This window comes from Mycobacterium sp. ITM-2016-00318 (genome assembly GCF_002968285.2).
Lineage (GTDB): Bacteria > Actinomycetota > Actinomycetes > Mycobacteriales > Mycobacteriaceae > Mycobacterium.
In genome coordinates this window covers 252,477-273,267 of the sequence record NZ_CP134400.1, presented here as the reverse complement: position 1 = coordinate 273,267, position 20,791 = coordinate 252,477, and the positions used below count along the sequence as shown (strand labels likewise).

Below are 20,791 nucleotides of genomic sequence, written 5' to 3'. Positions count from 1 at the left end.
TGTACTCCGCATATCAGGCATCCAACCGAACGAACTGGTCCTGCCGGTAGGCCTCGATGCACGCGGCACGGCGGATCTTGCCGCTCGTCGTGGTGGGGATCGACCCGGGTTGGACAAGAACGAGATCAGAGACATTCACGCCGTGCGTGTTCGATACCGCCGAGGTGACGTCGCTTCTGACCTCGCTGAGCCAGCTCGTCGTGTCGCCGCCCCGGTCCGTCCGCTTCGTGACCTCGACGACGGTGACGAGTTTCTCGGTGCTGTCGACCGGAACCGATATCGCCGCGACCCGCCCGCGAGTGATCTCCGAGACCGTCGCCTCGATGTCCTCGGGATAGTGGTTACGCCCCCGGATGATCACCAAGTCCTTGATGCGGCCGACGATGTACAGCTCGCCCGAGTAGATGAAACCGAGGTCGCCGGTGCGCAGCCACGGCCGCTGCGGCGTCCCTGGCGACGGGTCGGCGATGGTTGCGCCGAAGCACGGCTGCTCCTGCGGCGGCTTTCGCCAGTAGCCGTCGGCGACGTTCTCGCCGTGCACCCAGATCTCGCCGACCAGATCCGGCGGGCACTCACGAAGGGTCTCGCTGTCGACGATGCGCAGCAGAGGCGCAGTCGGCGCCTTGTAGGACACCAGCGCTGTGCCTTTGCCGGCTGGGCACGGTGCCACCCGGCCCGCTCCCAGCTCTCCTACGTCGAAGTGCTTCGCGGGCGACGACTCGCTCCATGTGCCGGCCGCCACGAAGACCGTTGCCTCGGCCAACCCGTACGAGGGCCGCATCATGTGATCGCGAAAGTTGAAGTGCGCGAACCGATCCACGAAGCGTTGCAAGGTGGCCGGCTCGACACGTTCGGCACCGCTGATGATGCCGACCACCCCGCCGAGGTCAAGGCCTGCCAGGTCGGCATCGGTGGTCTTGCGCGCAGCCAGGTCGAAGGCGAAGTTCGGCGCCGACGACCACGCGTACGGATTCTCGGCGAGCGCGCGCATCCATCTGGCCGGCCTCTCCAGGAACGCGAGCGGACTGGTCAGCTCGGCACGAAAGCCGCCGAGGATCGGCGCGCAGACTCCCAGCACCAGACCCATGTCGTGGTAGAAGGGCAGCCACGACACGATCGTCATCTCCGGCGGCAGCTTGGTCTGCGTGTCGGCGAAGAAGCTTCTCATCAACTGCTCGAAGTTCACCGTGAGGTTGCGGTGGGACAGCATGACTCCCGTCGGGAGCCGCGTGGAGCCCGAGCTGTACTGCAGATAGGCGATGCTCGGCAGGTCAGCCGGCTCGAGAAGGACACCGTCTGCGGCATCGAGATTCAACGAATCGATTTCGACGATCTTCGGGGCGTCGTCCATCCGTGACTGCTCGACGTACTCGCGGACATCGTCGGCGGCCTCCGACGTGGTGAGCACCACCGACGGCTCGGTATCGGCGAAGACCGCGGTCACCCGGTCATGACTCGAGCCGCGGTGGGGCAGGGGGAGCGGTACCGCAACGAACCCGGCCTGCATGGCTCCGAGAAAAGCCAGAACGTACTCCAGACCTTGCGGGGCGAGGATCACCGCCCTGTCACCGACCGCCCCGTGGCGACGGATCTCGCGTGCCAGGTTCAACGTTCGGTGCGACAGCTGCGACCAGGTGAGGCTCGCGCGGACACCGCCGGGATCGTGGGCGTAGTCGGTGAACGTGAATGCCACATCATGAGGACGCAGACTGGCACGCCCGTGCAGCATCGACAGAATGGATGATTGGGGAGCAGGCGTCACTTTTCGTCCGTATTACTCGTCGCGTCAGGTTTCGTAGTTTCACACAGGTCAGGCGTGCTCGCTGGGCCCGCGGCGGCGACGGCGTACGGCCTCGACGGCCACCAGTTCGCCCGCCCGAGCAGCGACGCGATGGCGGGCACCGTGATCGTGCGCACCACGAAGGTGTCCAAGAGAATTCCCACCGCGATCACGAAGCCGCCCTGCACCACGATGCCGATGCTGGAGAACAGCAGCCCGCCGACCGACGCGGCGAAGATCAGACCCGCCGCGGTGATCACACCGCCCGTCGAACTGAGGGTGCGGATGACGCCGTACCGCATACCGTGCGGAGACTCGTCGCGCATTCGCGACACGAAGAGCATGTTGTAGTCGGCGCCGACGGCGACCAGCACCACGAACGCCAGCGGCGGCACGCTCCAATGCAACGGCTGATCGAGTAGGAACTGGAACGTCAGAACGCCGATGCCGAGCGCGGCGAAGTACGAGACCACCACGGAGCCAATGAGATACAGCGGCGCGATGATCGCGCGCAACAGCGCCATCAGGATCAGCAGGACCACGATGAGCGTCATGATGATGATGAAGCGGATATCGTGCTCGTAGTAGTCACGCGTATCCCGCAGCGCGGCGGGGAAGCCCCCCATCGATATCGTCGCGTCGGCCAGTTGGGTGTTCGGTTGCGCGCTCTTGGCGGCGTTGCTGATCTCATTCACCTGGTCCATCGCCTCGGCGCTGAACGGGTTCAGCGTGGTCTGCACCAGGTACCGCGCTGAGTGCCCGTCGGGCGAGACGAAGATCTGCGCGGCCTTCTTGAAGTCGTCGAGTTGCAGGATCTGGGCAGGGATGTTGAACCCCGCCATCGACGGATCGGCCGCATCGTTTCGCATCGCCAGCAGGAAGGCGGCCGCCTCGTCGAGTCCGGCGCCCACGAGTTTGACCTGGCCGACCAGTTGGTCCACTCCGCCTGCCACCTGCTGGCTCCCGTCGGCCAACTTGTTGGCGCCCTGCCTGACCTCGGTCAGACCCGCCTGAAGGCCACCGGGCCGATCGAGACCCATCGAACGCACCGCCGAGCTGAACGTGGACAGCGTGTCGTTGAGTTGTTTGACCGTTGCGTTGAGCGACTTCTGGTCCCCGAACTCCTGTAGCTGGGCAGAAAGGGTGTTGACCTGGTCGAGGCGCCCTTCGTTTCGTGCGTCGACCAGCTTCTGGAATTGAATACGGGTGGCGCTGCAGGACGGGTTGGCGTCGCAGATCGCGTTGCCGTTCAGCGCGGCCAGCACCGGACCCACCCATGCGAACATGTCCCTGACGGCGGAGAAGTTCACCCCCATTTCATTTCCGATGGCGTTGATGCTCTGCACCAGCTGGGCGGCGGCTTCGACCTGCTTGACCAACTTGTCCCCGCCGAACTGGCTGCGCATCGCCGAGAGCGTGTCGATAAGGCGTTGCATGCTCGGCGCGATTTTGTTGATCTGGCCGCGGACGTCGGCGAGGCTGTCGGCCAGCGTGTTGGCCCCGCCGGCCAACCGGTTGAGGTCGCCGGTGCTCTGACCGATCTGGGCTGAACCCTGCGCCATCCGGTCACCGACGATGCCTGCCTGATAGGTCGCGCGGAACTCCGGCGGCACCTGTCCGGTGGGTCGGGTGATGCCGCTGACCAGGCCGATGTTCGGCAGCTGGCTGACCCGCTGCGCCATCTGCTCCAGGTCGGCCAGGGCCTGCGGGGTGCGCAGGTCACGCGGTGACTGGACGAGAACGTATTCGGGCACGGCCTGACTGATCGGGAAGTGGCGCTCCAGCGCCGTGTAGCCGATCGAGCTGGGCTCCGAAGGGCCGAGCGCTTTTCGATCGTCGTAGTTGTACTGCACGAGGCCGGCGCAGCCTGCCAGAAGAGCAAGCACGAGCAGGCTCCCCACGAGGTGCGCCTTCGGCCGCCGCACGATGCGCGCGCCCGAACGTCGCCAGAACCGGGCGGTGAGCTCACGCCTCGGTTTGACCCAGCCGCGCGGCCCGGCCAGAACCAGGATGGCAGGCAGGAGGGTCATCGCGGCGAGGAAGGCCACCCCGACCCCGATTGCGCACGCCACGCCGATCGTGGAGAACACGCCCATTTTGGCGAAGCTGATCCCGATGAACGTGACACCCACCGTGGCGGCGGATGCGGTGATTACCTTGCCGATCGAGATCATCGCGCGCCGCACCGCATCCTCGAGATCGGCGCCTCGTCGCAGGTAGTCGTGGTAGCGGCTGATGAGGAAGACCGCGTAGTCCGTGCCCGCGCCTGCGATCATCGCGCTCAGGAAGATGACCGATTGATTGGAGACGCCGAGGTGAAAGAATTCCGACACTCCGGCCACCAGGGCCTGTGCGGTCACCAGCGACGTCCCGATCGCCGCCAGCGGCAGAAGCATGGTGATCGGGTTGCGATAGACCACCAGCAGGACGAGCAGCACGAGGACGGCGATCGCGATCTCGATGGGCATTCGGTCGTGCTCGCCCGCGACGGTGAGGTCGGCGACGGTGGCCGCAGGCCCGGTGACGTAGACGGTGAGTGGGCCGTCGGGCACGTGGTGTTGAACGATGTCGGACACCCGGTTGAAGGACTCGTAGGCGCGCGGCGTACCCAGTTCGCCCGCGAGACCGACCGGCAGGACCCATGTCGTCTTGTCCTTGCTGGTCAGAAACGGGCGCAACTGCTTGGTGGTGATGAAGTCCTGAACCATCACCACATCGGTCACATCGTCGCGCAGGGCGTCGGTGACCTTGCGATAGGTGTCCTCGTCAGCGGGCTTGAGCCCGTCTTCGTTGATGAACGCGACGACGAGCAGGTTGTCCGAGCCTGATTCGCGAAACGCCTCGGTCATCTGCCTGGCTGCGACGCTGGAGGGGGCGTCGCTGGGCAGGATGGCGAGCGGATTGCGCTGCGCCATCTCATTCAGGCTCGGGAACGTCAGGGGCAGTGCGACCGCGATCGCGATCCACACCCCGATGACCACCCACGGCCACCGCACCACAACACCGGCTAGACGTCGCATATCGTCCTCATCCTCGCCGCGAATTCGCGCGTCGCGAAAAAACTCTGGCCATATTTTGCTCGCGCTATGCGACGCGTCCCCAGTCGCCGCTGTCAGCAACCCGCACGGCCACCGATCTCATCGCGTCCATGTAGCGGGTGACCGATTTTCTGGCGACCGGGTTGTCGGGATGCATGATCGCCATGACCGTGCCCTCCGCGTACCGGAAAATGTAGATCGTCAACTGGTAGGAGAACCGGCCGTCGGGGTAGATCCCGATATTGTTCGCAAGGCCCATGTCCGCCGCCGCAAGAATCGCATTCAGCGGTGCTGCACCGCCGTGCAGGAAATTCGACACAGGAAAGTTCGGCTGTGGCCAGTTCAGCCAGGGCGCCAACTCCAAAACGCGGTAATACGGCACCCTGGCCATGTCCAGACCGGAATCGAAAGAGGCCTGCGCCGCCCATGCGGCATCGGTGAAAGACGTCGCCGCAACCGGAACGGTGATCGGAATCAACCCGGTGAACCATCCCTGCGTCATGAAATTGTCGCTTGCGGTCCGGGAATCCCTCGGAGTGAGCCCGTAATAGGTCAGCGCCCCGGTGAGTTCATGCTCCACCAGGCCCAGACAGGCAAACAGGCCGCCGACGAACCGCGCGCCCGAGGCCGTGCAGGCCGATTCGAAGCGTTCGGTCTGCGCCGTGTTCATCAGGATGTGCGACGTCATGTCGCTCTTCGTCGAGTCGTTCGGATTGCCCAGTGGCAGCGGGAATCCAGGGAAGCCACCACCGTCGTTCTCGGCGAAGTCGATCCAGGCCTGTACCTCCGGCGTATCCACCGTCAACTCCGACGTGTACTCGCGTTCACGGACGCAGAAGTCGTCGAAGCTACCTGCGTCGGGAAGCGCGAGGGCCTGTCCGGTCCCGCTCAACGCCGAGTACATCCCGTTGGCTTCCAGCATTGTCGTGCCGATCAGGGTCGCGTCCCCGTGGACATGGTCCATAGCGGCGAAGAATGAGAAGTAGCTGTCGTTCTGAACTATCCCGAAAACGAAGCAGCCCCACTCCAGCGGATTCGGTATCGCCACAACGTGATCGCGTATCTCGTCGACGGTCATGTGACCGTGATCGACGGGCCGGAATTCGATGTCGGCCGGATCGGCGACGGCATGCCGGATGAACTCTCCCTCGGCGGTCTCGGAGAACCAGCTGCGGAACGTGTCGTGCCGACGCAGGTAAGCATTGACCGCGTGGTCCATGGCTGAGATATCGCACTGGCCCGGCACATCGCAGCTGGCGATGATCTGCCGGGAGAAGTTCAGTCCCGCAGCGCTGCGGTCGCTGTAGTTGCGTAGATGCTGACGTTGCATGTAGCTAACTGGCACCGGGCTCACAGGCGCGCGTCGCGCCGTTTCCTGAGCCGCCGCGGTCGGGCGCCAAGAGGTGACCGAGCCCGGATTCACCGCCCATTCGTCAAGAGCGCCAATAGTTATCTTGCCAATGCGCAAAACGCCATCCTTCCTGGTTGGCCGGTCCGGCGCCCGGCATCACACTTTGCTGGATCAACATACCCTCGGTTACGGTCGAGTCGCTTTTCGCTTGTGGCAGCCCATTAGCAACGCCTCGCGTGCCAACGACTTGCGTGCAATAGTTTTCGTCTGCGTTGATTTGCACGCTACCGCCGAACCCCTCAAGGAGGACAACTTCGTGGCTCCCGCCGAACGGCTGACCGAGCCGGCTCGTTTCGCCATCGTCGGCTACGCAGCGCGCTTTCCGGGTGCTCCGGATGCCGATGGATTCTGGGACGTGCTGCGGGAGGGCCGGGAAACGATATCGGAGGTGCCCGAGGACCGCTGGGACGTCGACGAGTTCTTCGATCCGGAGCCCGGCACACCCGGCAAGGTCGTGACCCGTCGTGCGGGTTTCGTCGACGACGTGACGGGGTTCGACGCGCCGTTCTTCGGGATGTCGACCCGCGAGGTCAGGTTGATGGACCCGCAGCATCGGATCCTTCTGGAGACCGCCTGGCGTGCGGTGGAGCACTCCGGCACCGCCCCAACGGAACTGGCCGACACCAACACCGGCGTTTTCGTCGGCCTGGCCACCCACGACTACCTCGGAATGGCCTCCGACGAGCTGACCTACCCCGAGATCGAGGCCTACATGGCCATCGGGACGTCGAACGCCGCCGCCGCGGGCCGGATCAGCTACCGCCTTGGACTGCAGGGTCCCTGTGTCGCCGTCGACACCGCGTGCAGTTCGTCGCTGGTGGCGATCCATCAGGCATGCCAGGCGCTGCGGTTGGGCGAATGTGACCTCGCGCTGGCCGGCGGCGCGAACGTCATGCTCACGCCTGCCACCATGATCACCTTCTCTCATGCCCACATGCTCGCGCCCGACGGCCGGTGCAAGACGTTCGACGCGGCCGCCGACGGCTACGTACGCGGCGAGGGCTGCGGCGTCATCGTCATCAAACGCCTCGAGGACGCGGTCCGCGACGGTGACCGCATCCGCGCCGTAATTCGCGGCAGTGCGATAAACCAGGACGGTGCATCGGGCGGCTTGACGGTGCCCAACGGCGTTGCACAACAACGGGTAATCGCCGATGCGCTGAAACGCGCCGACCTCGAACCAAGCGACGTGGGATACCTGGAGGCGCACGGCACCGGGACATCGCTCGGCGACCCGATCGAGGCGCAGGCCGCAGGCGCCGTGCTCGGTCAGGGGCGCGAGGCGAGCCGGCCGCTGTTGATCGGCTCGGCCAAGACCAACATCGGGCACCTTGAGGCGGCCGCGGGCATCGCGGGCGTCATCAAGGTCGTCCTGTCGCTGGAGAACGAACTGCTCCCGCCGCACCTGAACTTCCACAACCCGTCGCCGCACATCCCCTGGGACCGGCTCGCCCTGCAGGTGGTCAAGGAGGCGACCCCGTGGGAACGCAACGGCGAGCCGCGCATCGCAGGCGTGAGCTCGTTCGGTTTCGCGGGCACGAACGCGCACGTCCTCCTCGAGGAAGCGCCGGTGGCGGCCGAACGGCCCGCCCGGATCGAGCAGCCCGGCCGGCGCAAGTTCAGCATTCTCCCGCTCTCGGCGCACACACCCGACGCGCTGGTTCAGCTCGCAGGCACCTACCGCAACTGGCTGGCCGCGCACCCGGACGCCACCCTTGCTGACGTGTGCTTGACCGCGGGAGCGGGGCGCGCGCACCTGGAGCAGCGGGCCGCGTTGGTGGTCAACTCGAAGGAATCCGCCGTCGAGCTTCTCGGTGCACTCGCAGATGACCGCCCGGCACCCGGCATTGTCCGGGGCGAGTCCCACGATCCGCCGAAGACGGCGTGGCTGTTCACCGGCCAAGGCAGCCAATACCCGGGCATGGCGCGCGAATTGTTCGACACCGAACCGGTTTTCGCCGAGACACTCAACCGGTGCGCGGCCGCTGTCGCCGACGTCCTGGAAAAGCCGTTGCTCGACGTCATTTTCGATCTGGACAGCCCGGACGGCGAAGAGACGCTGAGGCAGACGTCTTACGCACAGCCCGCACTGTTCGCGGTGGAGATGGGCCTGGCTCACCTGTGGCAGTCATGGGGCTTCGATCCCGACGTGGTGCTCGGCCACAGCGTCGGCCAGTATTCGGCGGCGTGCGTCGCGGGTGTGCTGAGCCTCACCGACGGTGCGCTGTTGATGGCCGAGCGCGGCCGACTGTTCGGCAGCCTGCCTGCGGGCGGTCGGATGGTCGCGGTGTTCGCCGACGACCAGCGCGTCGAAAGCCTCACCGATGAGTTCCCGAGCCTGTCGGTAGCCGCGTACAACGGCGCCAACACCGTATTATCCGGGCCGGCAAAGGATCTCGACCAGGCAGTGGCCGCCTTGACCGCTGCCGGCGTCCGGTGCGACTGGTTGGAAACCAGCCACGCGTTCCACTCTGCGCTTCTGGACCCGATCCTCGACGAGTTCGAGGCCTTTGCGAACCGCTTCGAATACGGCGCACCTCAGCGGATCCTGGTCTGCAACCGCACGGGCGCGGCGCTCGGCAGAAACGTCAAACTCGACGGCGCCTATTGGCGCCGCCATGCCCGGCAACCCGTCGAGTTCGCCAAGAGCGTGCGGACACTCGCCGACCTGAACTGCAAGGTGCTGCTGGAGATCGGTCCACAGCCGGTTCTCACCGCCGCAGCACTGCGGGCCTGGCCCGACCCGGCCACCACGCCGCGTGCGATCGCGTCGTTGCGGCGCAACACCGCCGACCATCGCCAGATCACCGAGGCGCTCGCCGACGCCTATGTCGCGGGCCACCTGCCGCACTTCGGCGCACTCCTTGCGCCACACGCGCGAAAGCTCGACCTGCCCACCTATCCGTTCGAGCATCGCCAGTACTGGTATCTGGACAACCGAGAGCGGCCCAACCAGCAGCAGCACATCGGTGGACCGCGCACCGAAGCCGTCCGTCTTCTCGAGGACGGCGGGCTCGAGGAACTCGCGGCGCTGATCGACGGTGGAAGCGGCGACGGTCAGACGTTGGGCGTGCTGACTAAGCTTGCAGCACAACACAATCAGCAGCGGAGGACGCAGTCCATCGCAGATGACCGCTATGAGTTCCGCTGGGAGAAATCCGCCACGTCGAGCTCCGGTGCGGATGCCGGCAGCTGGATCATCATCGGCGACCACACCGAGGCGATCGAGCCGTTCGTCGATCTGTTGACGCAGCGCGGCCACCGGCACCGGATCATCGGCCTGCCCGACTCCGATGCGGACACCGAAACGCTCGCAGATGCGCTGCGTGCGGCGGCGACCGACGATCCGATGCTGCGCATCGTGCATGTCGCGGCCCTGGACTCCGAAACCGCACCGTCGATGCAGTCCCTGTTGCGGATGCAACACCGAGTGCTCGGCGGAACGCGCAGGCTCTTCGCCGCCGCGCTCGCCGCCGAGCTGCGCAGGCCCGTCTGGGTGATAACCCGCGGCGCACAACGGGTCACCGACACCGACAGCGTTTCTCCGGATCAGAGCTGCCTCTGGGGATTCGGGCGCGCCGCGGCGCTTGAGCTTCCCCAGGTGTGGGGCGGCCTCGCCGATCTCGGTGACGGCACCGCCGACCAATGGTCTCTGATCATCGACCAGATCGCGACGTCGGACGACGCGGCGGTCCGAGAGGACCAGATCGCGCTGCGGGGTCATGCTGTCTATGTCCCCCGGCTGGTGCGACGAACAGCGAAGCCGACCGGCGCGCCGCTGGAATTGCGTAAGGGCGCAACGTATCTGGTCACCGGCGGGCTAGGGGCGATAGGGCTGGAGATCGCCGCATTCCTGGCCGCCCAAGGCGCCGAGCATCTGGTACTGACCAGTCGACGTGCGCCGACCGAAGCGACCCGTGAGCGCATCGACGCACTCGGCAAGCAGCACGCCTGCGACATCCGCGTCGTCACCGCCGATGTCGCCGATGCGCACGACGTCGCGCGCCTTTTGGCGGGCGTACAGGCCGACATGCCGCCGCTGGCGGGGATAGTGCACGCGGCAGGCGAGATCGGAACCACTCCGCTGAGCGACCAGGACGATGCCGAGGTGGATCGCGTCTTCGCCGGTAAGGTCTGGGGCGCATGGCATCTCAGTGAAGCAGCCGAAGATCTCGAGCTCGACTTCTTCATCAACATCTCGTCGATCGCCTCGGTATGGGGCGGATTCGGTCAGACCGCCTACGGCGCGGCCAACGCATTCCTCGACGGGATGGCCTCTCGGCTGCGTGAGAAGGGCATCGCCGGGATCAGCGTGAACTTCGGCCCCTGGTCGGCGGGGATGGCCGACGCGGAATCGCGCGCACGACTGGACCGGCGTGGAGTCCGCACGTTGTCGCCGGCCGACGCACTGGCTGGGCTGGCCGACGTCGCGGCGTCCCCTGCCGCCCATGGCGTGGTGGCCCGGATCGACTGGGCCCGGTTCCTGCCGCTCTACCAGCAGGCGGGCCGGAGAGCGTTCCTGGCGGAGCTGAGCCGCGAGGTGCCTGATGCGGCGCCCGCGGTGACGGCGTCCGGGACGACCCAGCTGGTCGAGCAGCTGACGAATGCGCCTGTCCAGCAACGCAAGAAGCTTCTCACAGATTACCTGCGCAACGCGGTCGCCGAGGTGACGCGCGTCGACACCGCGGAGATTCGCGAGGACGCGGGTTTCTTCGACCTCGGCATGGATTCGCTGATGGCCGTTGAACTGCGGCGCCGCATCGAGGCGGGGGTGGGTCGCGAGATCCCCATCACCCTGGTGATGGACTACCCACGACTGATCGACGTCGCCGAATACCTGCTTGGCGATGTGCTTGGGCTCAGCGAGCAGCCGAAGCCGGCGGCGCAGGTGGCATCGGTGACGCGAACCGACGAACCCATCGCGATCGTCGCGGTGTCGTGCCGCTTCCCCGGCGCGCCCGACCCGGAGGCATTCTGGGACGTGCTCGCCGGCGGCGTCGACGCGATCCGGGAAATTCCCGAAGACCGGTTCGACATCGACGAGTTCTACGACCCGGATCCGGAGACGCCCGGCAAGACCTATACGCGCTTCGGTGGCTTCCTCGACGGTATCGACGGATTCGATCCCGAGTTCTTCGGCATCTCGCCGCGCGAGGCGGTGTGGATCGAGCCGCAGCAGCGGTTGATGCTCGAAACGGTGTGGGAGGGCCTCGAGAGGGCCGGATACTCGCCCGCGACACTGCGCGGCAGCAGGACCGGCATCTTCGCGGGCGTGGCCGCCAACGAATACGCGCACCTGCTGTCCTCGGAGTCGATCGACAAGATCCAGCCCTACTTCATCACCGGAAACGCACTCAACGCCATCTCGGGCCGGGTGGCCTTCGCACTCGGGCTCGAAGGTCCCGCGATGGCCGTCGACACCGCATGCAGTTCGGCACTCGTGGCCGTCCATCAGGCGTGCCAGGCGCTGCACTCCGGCGACTGCGACATGGCGCTGGCAGGCGGCGTGAACGTCTTGCTGAGTCCCGTGACGATGGTCGCCGCGTCCCGCGCGCGGATGCTCTCGCCCGTCGGGCGATGCAAGACCTTCGATGCTTCCGCCGACGGCTACGTGCGCAGTGAGGGCTGCGGCATGCTGGTGCTCAAGCGGCTGAGCGATGCGCAACGCGACGGCGACCGGGTGCACGCGATCATCCCGGGCAGCGCGGTCAACCAGGACGGCGCATCCAGCGGTCTCACCGTGCCAAACGGCGGGGCGCAGCAACGACTGATCGGAACGGTGCTGGCTCGCGCGGGGCTCGCGGGCGGCGACGTCGACTATCTCGAGGCACACGGCACCGGAACCCCGCTGGGTGATCCGATCGAGGTGCAGGCGGCAGCCGCCGCCTACGGCGCGTCACGTGAGGCGGACCGTCCGTTGCTGATGGGATCGGTGAAGACCAACATCGGCCACCTCGAATCAGCGTCGGGCGCAGCGGGCCTGATCAAGGTCGTGTTGTCGCTTCAGAACGAGGTGCTGCCGCAGAGCCTGCACTTCGACAACCCGTCGCCACACATCCCGTGGGATTCACTTCCGGTCCGGGTCGTCGACAAGGCGATTCCGTGGCACGCCAACGGACGGCCTCGGCGCGCAGGCGTCAGCTCCTTCGGGTTCACCGGTACGAACGCACATGTGCTGATCGAGGAGGCGCCGACACCACCGGTGCCCGCAGAAATGGCGGCGGCGGAAAGCGCTGCGGCGGAGTCGATTTCGCCGGACACCGGTCAGCAGTCCGTCAATGTTCTGCCGCTGTCGGCGCGGTCACCGGAAGCACTGGTTGCGCTCGCAGAACGGTACGAGACCTGGCTGACCGCCCATCCCGATGCCGATCTCGCCGACGTGTGCCGCACCGCCGGAACCGGTCGCTCACATTTCGAACACCGCGCCGCGCTGGTCGTGGACTCGGTGCAGACGGCCCACGACGGGCTGACCGAGTTGGCGGCGAACAGGGTGCGCCCCGGCGTGGTCCGCGGCGAGTGCACTGACCGACCGACGACCGCATGGTTGTTCACCGGGCAGGGCAGTCAGTATCCGGGGATGGCGCGCGAGTTGTACGACGCCGAGCCGGTTTTCGCCGAGACGGTCGACCGGTGCGCGGAGGCTGTCAAGGACATACTGCCGCGCCCGCTGCTCGAGGTGCTGTTCGCCACTGGTCGCGAGACCGGCGGCCAAGCCGGAGAAACACTGCGGCACACGTCGTTTGCCCAGCCGGCGCTGTTCGCCGTGGAGATGGGCCTTGCCCGGCTGTGGCAGTCGTGGGGCATCGAGCCCGACGTGGTGCTCGGGCACAGTGTCGGCCAGTACGCCGCGGCGTGTGTGGCCGGCGTGTTCAGCCTCGATGACGGCGCACGGCTGATGGCCCAGCGCGGCCGGCTGTTCGGCAGCCTGCCCGAAGGGGGGCGGATGGTGGCGGTGTTCACCGACGCCAAGCACGTCGAGCAGGTCGCAGGCCAGTACCCGCGGGGGTCGGTCGGCGCGTACAACGGGCCCAACACCGTGCTGTCGGGTCCCGGCGAGGATCTCGAGAAGATCGTCGCCACGCTCGAAGACGACGCGATTCGCTGCACCTGGCTTCAGACCAGCCACGCGTTCCACTCGGAGCTCCTCGATCCGATACTGGACGAATTCGAGTCGTACGCGGCGCAATTGACCTACGCCGCCCCGACCCTGCCGCTGATCTGCAACCGCACCGGTGCCGTGCTGACGACACAGACGCCGCTCGACGCCCGGTATTGGCGGCGGCATTCCCGCCAGCCGGTGCAGTTCGCCGAGAGCGTGCGCACCGCGGCGGCGCTCGGCTGCTCGGTCCTGATGGAGATCGGTCCGCAGCCGGTGCTGGCCGGAGCTGCGGTGCAGGTCTGGCCCGAGCATCTGGCCGCGCCGCGGGCGATCGTCTCGCTGCGCAAGGGCGTCGGCGACCGCCGTCAGATCGCCGACGCACTTGCCGCCGCATACGTCGGCGGCCACCGGCCTGATTTCGCCGCGCTGGATCGTCAGCCGCGCCGCAGGGTCGAGCTGCCCACCTATCCGTTCCAGCGTCGCCGGTTCTGGCCCAAGACATCGGCAATGGCCGGCTCCGACGGTTATGGCACCGGGGGCTCGGCAATCCTCGGCAGTGCCAAGGATCTCGCCTCCGGTGACACCGTCTACACCAGCAGGCTGTCGGTCAAGTCGCAGCCGTGGCTCTCCGACCACGTCATCTACGGCACCGTTGTGGTGCCGGGCGCGACGTATGCGGCGATGACGCTGGCCGCTGTCGGTACCCCTGCGAGGGTGAAGGATCTCTTCTTCTACGAGCCGATCATTCTGCCCGAGAAGGCTTCTCGGGAGGTGCAGCTGACATTGCATCCGCTGGAGGCCGATGGCGAGTTGCGCTTCCAGGTGCACAGCCGCCCGTACGGTGACCGCGACTCGGACTGGTCGCTCAACGCCGAGGGCACCGCCGTCACCGGTGTCGATGACGAGCAGGCACCCGAGCAGGACGAGCCCGTCGATGCGGCGATCGAGCGGATGGAGCGCATGCGTCCGCAGGACCTGTTCGAGACGTTCGCCGACATGGAGCTCGCGTGGGGACCGAACTGGTCTGGTTCGCTGAAGTCGCTGTGGCTCACCGAGGGTGAGGCGATCGGCGACATCACCGTCGGCGAGGAACTCGCCGAGAACCTCGGCACCGAGCCGATGCATCCCGTGCTGATGGATCTCTGCACCGGTGTCGCCTTCCCGGCGTTCCCGGCGATGCTGGCAGCCGAACAGGGAGTTGACGACCTCTACCTGCCGCTGCGGTACGGGCAGGTGTTCCTTCGGGAGAAGATGCCGCGCAGGTTCTACTGCCGCGCGCGGTGGCACAAGAGCGACCTCGACGCCGAAACCCAGGTATTCGACCTCGATTTCGTCGACCGGGACGGCCGCCTGCTCGGCGGGATCCGCGAGTTCACGGTCAAGCGCGCGCCGCGCGAGGCGCTGCTGCGCGGACTCGGCGGTGACGCCACCCGGCTCCTGTACACCGTCGGCTGGCACGAGGTTCCGTTGCAGGGTTCCGATGACGTGGTCGAGAGCGCGAGCGGCACCTGGCTGATCGCCGGATTCGACGAGCTGGCCGCCACGGTGCCCGGTTGCATTCCGTTCGACCGGACAACGGATCCGGAGCCCCTCGGGCAGCTGCTGACCCAGGCGGCCGAACGCGGTCTGCCGTTCTCCGGTGTGGTCTGGCGCAGCGCTGGGCCGAGCCCAGACGAGTCCACCCTCGAGGTCGCCGCACGGCTCGAAGACGAGATCGCCAACCTGCTCAGCGCCGTGCACACCGTGCAGGGCGGCCGGGTGAAGCTGCCCGGCGGGCTGTGGATCGTCACAGAGGGCGCGGTGGCATGCGAATCCGGCGAGCCGGTCGATCCGGTGCAGGCGGCACTGTGGGGGCTCGGGCGGACAACGATCAACGAGGAACCTGCGCTGCGGTGCAAGCTGGTCGACTGCGACGGTTCACCGGAGGCCGTGAAGGTACTGGCAGGCCTGCTCGGCACCGGTGCCGACGAGCCGGAACTGGCGCTGCGACAAGGCAAGCTGCTGGCATCACGGCTGCTGCCGTGGGCCCGCAGCGGTCATCTCACGGTGCCGCGGGGAGGCGACTACGCACTCGCGCCCACCGAACGTGGCGCGATCGACAACCTTCGCCTGATCGAGAAGGACGTGCCGCCGCCGGAGGAAGGCTACGTGCAGGTCGCGGTGGAGGCCGCGGGCCTCAACTTCCGCGACGTGCTCAACGTCCTCGGGCTCTACCCGGGCGACCCCGGGCCGATCGGCGGCGACTTCGCTGGCACCGTCACCCAATTGGGCGACGGCGTCAGCGAACTCGAGGTCGGCCAGCGCGTCTACGGCTTCATGCAGGGCGCGTTCGCCAGCCGGTTCAATGTGCCCGCCCAGTTGCTCGCGCCGATTCCCGACGGGATCAGTGCGGTCGAGGCGGCCACCATCCCGGCCGCGGCGCTGACGGTCCGCCTGGCGTTCGACTGGGCTCAGATCAAGCCCGGCGACCGGGTCCTCATCCACGCCGCCAGCGGTGGTGTCGGCCTCGCCGCCGTTCAGCTGGCTCAACAGCAGGGCGCTATCGTCTTCGCCACCGCGAGCACCTACAAGCGCGCGACCCTGCGCGATCTGGGTGTGGAATACGTATATGACTCGCGCACAACGGATTTCGCTGATCAAATCTTGGCGGACACCGGCGGCTCGGGTGTTGACGTCGTGCTCAACAGCCTCACCAACGAGGGGTTCCTCGAAGCGACGGTGCGGGCCACTGCCAAGAACGGCCGGTTCGCCGAAATCGCCAAGCGCGACATCTGGACAACGGAGCAGATGGCGGAAGCGCGTCCCGACATCGAATACGAGATCGTCGCGCTGGACACGGTGACCCTCTGTGAGCCCGAGCGGATCCGGAAGTTGCTGACCGAGGTGTCGGAGGGATTGGGCAAGGGTGAGTGGAAGCCGCTGCCCGCCGAGATCTATCCGCTGACCGAGGCGAGGGCCGCGTTCCGTCGCATGCAGCAGGCTCGGCACATCGGCAAGATCGTGGTGCAGATACCCACCCCGCTGCAGCCGCGCGGCGACCGGAGCTACCTGATCACCGGCGGCCTCGGCGCGATCGGTCTGCATACCGCGGCCTATCTGGCCCAACGCTGTGCCGGTGACATCGTGCTGACCAGTCGCCGCGCGCCGGACGCGCAGGCGCAACAGGCGATCGACGAGATCACCGAGCGCTACCACTGCAGGATCCACATCTTCTCAGCCGATGTCGGCGACGAGTCCGAGGTGGCAACGCTGCTGGATCGGATTCACGACGAGTTGCCGCCGCTGGCTGGGGTGGTGCATCTGGCCGGTGTGCTCGATGATGGCTTGCTGTCCGCGCAGAGCGTGGAGCGGTTCCGGACGACGTTGTCGCCCAAGGCGTTCGGCGCCTACCACTTGGACCGGTTGACGAGGGACGATGAGCTGGACTTCTTCATCGTGTCCTCGTCGGTTTCCAGCCTGTTCGGCTCGCCCGGTCAGGCCAACTACGCCACCGCCAACGCGCTTCTGGACGGCCTTGTCGCGCGGAGGAGGGCGCAGGGTCTGCCTGCCACCGGCGTGAACTTCGGTCCGTGGGCGCAGGGCGGCATGGCCTCCTCGGAGGCGGCGACCGCCAATATCGGCGCCCAGGGCCTGATTCCGCTCGAGCCTTCGGCCGCGCTCGGCGCTCTCGCCGAGGTGGTCGCCAACGGCACCGGCCAGGGCACTGTCATCAAGGCCAACTGGCAGCGGGCGGCGAAAGTGCTCGGCGGTTCGCGGCCGCCGATCCTCGACCTCGTGCTGCCGAGTGCCGTTGGCGAGGTGACCGGTGACAGCGAGTTGCTCAAGGCGCTGATGGAGATTCCGGTGCCGCAGCGCGCCGGTTTCGTCACCGAGTTCCTTCAGCGGGAAGTGCAGAACTTCCTGCGCCTGGCTCAACCGCCTGCCGCGTCGAGCCGGTTCCTCGATCTGGGTACCGACTCGCTGATGGCGATCGAATTGCGCAACCGGCTGCACAGTCAGTTCGGCGGCAAGTTCACCATCAACGCGACCGCGGTCTTCGACTACCCGACCATCGGTGGGCTCGCCGAGTATCTCGTTGGCCAGCTGCCCGATGCGGAACCGACGGAAACACAGCCGCAAGAGCCGGAACCCGCGCCGGCCGCAGCGGAGTCACCCATCGCAGTAGCGATTTCTGCGCCAGGGTCGCGATTCGGGCTCGACAGCGACCGTGGTGCAGAAATGGAAGAGAACTCGGACTAGCTCAGTCGCTCCAGCGCTCGGCTTCCGCCTCGGCGGGCAACGCCGAGCGCAGTGGCACCTGCAGTCCGTCGTAGATGCCCGGCTTCTGCTCCGCGAGCCAGGTGATCGCGCCGAGCAGTCGATTCGCGGCGGTGGTGTTTCCACCGTCGGCGCGGGTCCCACCGGGCACGTCGGCGCGGGTCGTGATCGTCAGCGCAGGATCGCCGTCCACGATGACGCGGTGATCGCCGACGCCCTCGTCGGGATAGGGCCACTCGGGCGCACAGGAGGCATGGATGCGGGTGATGTGGTCGATGACGACCCGCTGCTTGCCGCCGGACCAGCCGATCACCTTGAGCCGGAAGGCGCCCTGCGTGCCCTCGTCGAAGCGGCCCATCACGGTGTCCACCGCCTGCTGGAGGGGAAGGCGCTCGACCTCTTCGGTGATGTCGTCGATCTCGATGCCGAGCCCGCGGCCGATCAGCCGGACGTTGCCGCCCCACACCATCGTGGGGATCGTCGGCAGCAGCATCATCGGCGTCTCGTCCATCGAGCCGCCGAAGCCGCAGGACACCTTGACCGCGAACGGCTGGTCGTAGGTGGAGTAGTCGAAGATCTCCTGACAGGTGATGGATCGGATGCGGGTGCAGAGGCTGGCCGCCGTCACAGCGAGCGCGTCATTGCCCCAGCCCGGATCGACGCCGCTGACGAGCAGCGTCGAACCGCCCTCCTCGGCGGCCGCGGTCAGTCGCTCGACCCACTCGGGCGGCGCGGACCGCGGGTCGTAGAGCGAGTACAGCGACGGCGTGACGACGTGCTTGCCCGCCCGCAGGCAGCGCTCGATGTCGTTGACCGCCTCCTCGGGACGGACGTCGCCGGACGCCATGTAGGCGACGGCGTCGCATGCGGCGAGCGCGGCGTCGACGTCCGTCGTCGCCATCAGCCCGGTGGGGCTGTCGAGGCCGACGAACTCGGCGGCGTCCATGCCGTTCTTCGCCTCCGACGAGGTGATGATCCCGGATAGCCCCAGCCCGGGGAACGCGAGTGCCGACCGGATCGCCGTCGACCCCATGTTGCCCGTTCCCCATACCGCCACCCGCTGTTGCATACGTTCACCTTAGTGGTCTGTGTGACAACGCTGTGGCAGGTATCACAGGCGAACGAAACAGCAGATCAATGCGGATTTCTGCCGGTCAGACGGCACCCGACCAACCGTCTGGTTACTTAGCCGCCGGAAATTGCTCGGGGTGGCTTTGCGTTGAAGTTACCGGGCGGTATAGTCGGCCGCAGTTACTGGTGGGTAACTTAGCCAAAAGTACCCAACCGACAGTGGCATTCTCGACGAGGAGGAAACGTGAGCCACTACAAGAGCAACGTTCGTGACCAGGTTTTCAATCTGTTCGAGGTCTTGGGCCTCGACAAGGCGCTCGGTGAGGGCGAATACGCCGACCTCGACGCCGACACCGCCAGGGACATGCTCGGCGAGATCGCCAGGCTGGCCGAGGGCCCGATCGCAGAGTCGTTCGCCGACAGCGACCGCAACCCCCCGACGTTCGACCCCAAGACTCACTCCGTGACGCTGCCCGAGCCGTTCAAGAAGTCGGTCCGCGCCATGCTCGACGGCGGCTGGGACCGCGTCGGTCTCGATGAAGAACTCGGCGGTGTACCCGCGCCCAAGGCGCTCATGTGGGCACTGCACGAGCACATCCTCGGCGCCAACCCGGCAGTGTGGATGTACGGCGGCGGCGCAGGCTTCGCCAACATCCTGTACCGCCTCGGCACCGACGAGCAGAAGAAGTGGGCCGTCATCGCCGCCGAGCGCGGTTGGGGCTCCACGATGGTGCTGACCGAGCCCGACGCGGGCTCCGACGTCGGCGCAGGCCGCACGAAGGCGGTCAAGCAGGACGACGGTTCCTGGCACATCGACGGTGTGAAGCGCTTCATCACCTCGGGTGACTCCGGCGACCTGTTCGAGAACATCTTTCACCTGGTGCTGGCCCGCCCCGAGGGCGCAGGGCCTGGCACCAAGGGGCTGTCGCTGTTCTTCGTGCCGAAGTTCCACTTCGACTTCGAGACCGGCGAGATCGGCGAGCGCAACGGTGTGTACGTCACCAACGTCGAGCACAAGATGGGCCTGAAGGTCTCCGCGACATGCGAGCTGTCCCTCGGCCAGCACGACAAGCCCGCCGTCGGCTGGCTGGTCGGCGAGACGCACGAGGGCATCGCGCAGATGTTCGACGTCATCGAGCAGGCGCGAATGATGGTCGGCACCAAGGCCATCGCCACCCTGTCGACCGGTTACCTCAACGCGCTCGACTACGCGAAGAACCGCGTGCAGGGCGCCGACATGACCCAGATGACCGACAAGACCGCGCCGCGGGTGACCATCACGCATCACCCCGATGTGCGTCGCAGCCTGATGACCCAGAAGGCCTACGCCGAGGGTCTGCGCGCGCTGTACCTGTTCACGTCGACCTATCAGGACGACGCGGTCGCCAAGGCCCTTCACGACGTCGACGCCGAGCTGGCGGTCAAGGTCAACGACCTGATGCTGCCGATCGTCAAGGGCGTCGGCTCGGAGCAGGCCTACGCCAAGCTGACCGAGAGCCTGCAGACCTTCGGCGGCTCCGGCTTCCTGCAGGACTACCCGATCGAGCAGTACATCCGCGACGCCAAGATCGACTCGCTCTACGAGGGCACCACCGCCATCCAGGCGCAGGACTTCTTCTTCCGCAAGATCGTCCGTGACAAGGGTGTGGCGCTGGCCCACGTGGCCGGCCAGATCGAGCAGTTCGTGCGCAACGAGTCCGGCAACGGCCGCCTGAAGGCCGAGCGGGCGCTGCTGGCGACCGCGCTGGAGGACGTGCAGGCGATGGCCGCCTCGCTGACCGGATACCTGATGGCCGCGCAGGAGACCCCCCAGAGCCTCTACAAGGTCGGCCTCGGTTCCGTGCGCTTCCTGATGAGTGTCGGAGACCTGGCCATCGGCTGGCTGCTCGCCAAGCAGGCCGCCGTCGCGATCGAGGCGCTCGACGCAGGTGCCAGCGGTGACGACCGCGCCTTCTACGAGGGCAAGGTCGCGGTTGCGTCGTTCTTCGCCAAGAACATGCTGCCGCTGCTCACCAGCACCCGTGCGGTGATCGAGAACATCGACAACGACATCATGGAACTGGACGAGGCGGCCTTCTAAGCCTTCTCTCGCCGCATCGGACCAAAAGCCCCCGGGACTCTTCCCCGGGGGCTTT

The 20,791-nt window shown here is 66.8% G+C and carries 6 protein-coding genes; 2 read left to right on the top strand and 4 right to left on the bottom strand.

Annotated features, from left to right (window positions below):
- Positions 1 to 13 precede the first annotated feature (13 nt).
- The 3 genes from C6A82_RS01245 to C6A82_RS01235 form a co-directional block, all read right to left on the bottom strand.
- The gene (locus C6A82_RS01245; RefSeq protein ID WP_105347879.1) at positions 14 to 1,762 is read right to left on the bottom strand and encodes an AMP-binding protein; all 1,749 of its coding nucleotides are present in this window, start codon (positions 1,760 to 1,762) and stop codon (positions 14 to 16) included.
- Positions 1,759 to 4,800 carry an RND family transporter gene (locus tag C6A82_RS01240; protein WP_105347881.1) on the bottom strand — a complete coding sequence of 1,014 codons (3,042 nt, stop codon included), beginning with the start codon at positions 4,798 to 4,800 and terminating at the stop codon, positions 1,759 to 1,761. The genes C6A82_RS01245 and C6A82_RS01240 overlap by 4 nt, the downstream gene beginning before the upstream one ends.
- Positions 4,801 to 4,864: 64 nt before the next feature.
- Positions 4,865 to 6,286, bottom strand: a complete 1,422-nt coding sequence (locus tag C6A82_RS01235) for a condensation domain-containing protein (protein WP_105347883.1) — start codon at positions 6,284 to 6,286, stop codon at positions 4,865 to 4,867.
- 199 nt (positions 6,287 to 6,485) lie between these two features.
- On the opposite strand from C6A82_RS01235, the gene C6A82_RS01230 reads away from it, so the two are divergent.
- On the top strand, positions 6,486 to 17,567 hold the full coding sequence (locus tag C6A82_RS01230; protein WP_105347906.1) for a type I polyketide synthase: 11,082 nt from the start codon (positions 6,486 to 6,488) through the stop codon (positions 17,565 to 17,567).
- Between the two features lies 1 nt (position 17,568).
- Here C6A82_RS01230 and C6A82_RS01225 read toward each other — a convergent pair whose 3' ends face one another.
- Positions 17,569 to 18,654: a dihydrodipicolinate reductase gene (locus C6A82_RS01225; RefSeq protein WP_105347885.1), complete on the bottom strand. Its 1,086-nt coding sequence runs from the start codon at positions 18,652 to 18,654 to the stop codon at positions 17,569 to 17,571.
- 246 nt (positions 18,655 to 18,900) lie between these two features.
- Here C6A82_RS01225 and C6A82_RS01220 point away from each other — a divergent pair, with 246 nt between their 5' ends.
- Positions 18,901 to 20,736, top strand: a complete 1,836-nt coding sequence (locus C6A82_RS01220; RefSeq protein ID WP_105347887.1) for an acyl-CoA dehydrogenase — start codon at positions 18,901 to 18,903, stop codon at positions 20,734 to 20,736.
- Positions 20,737 to 20,791: the final 55 nt, after the last annotated feature.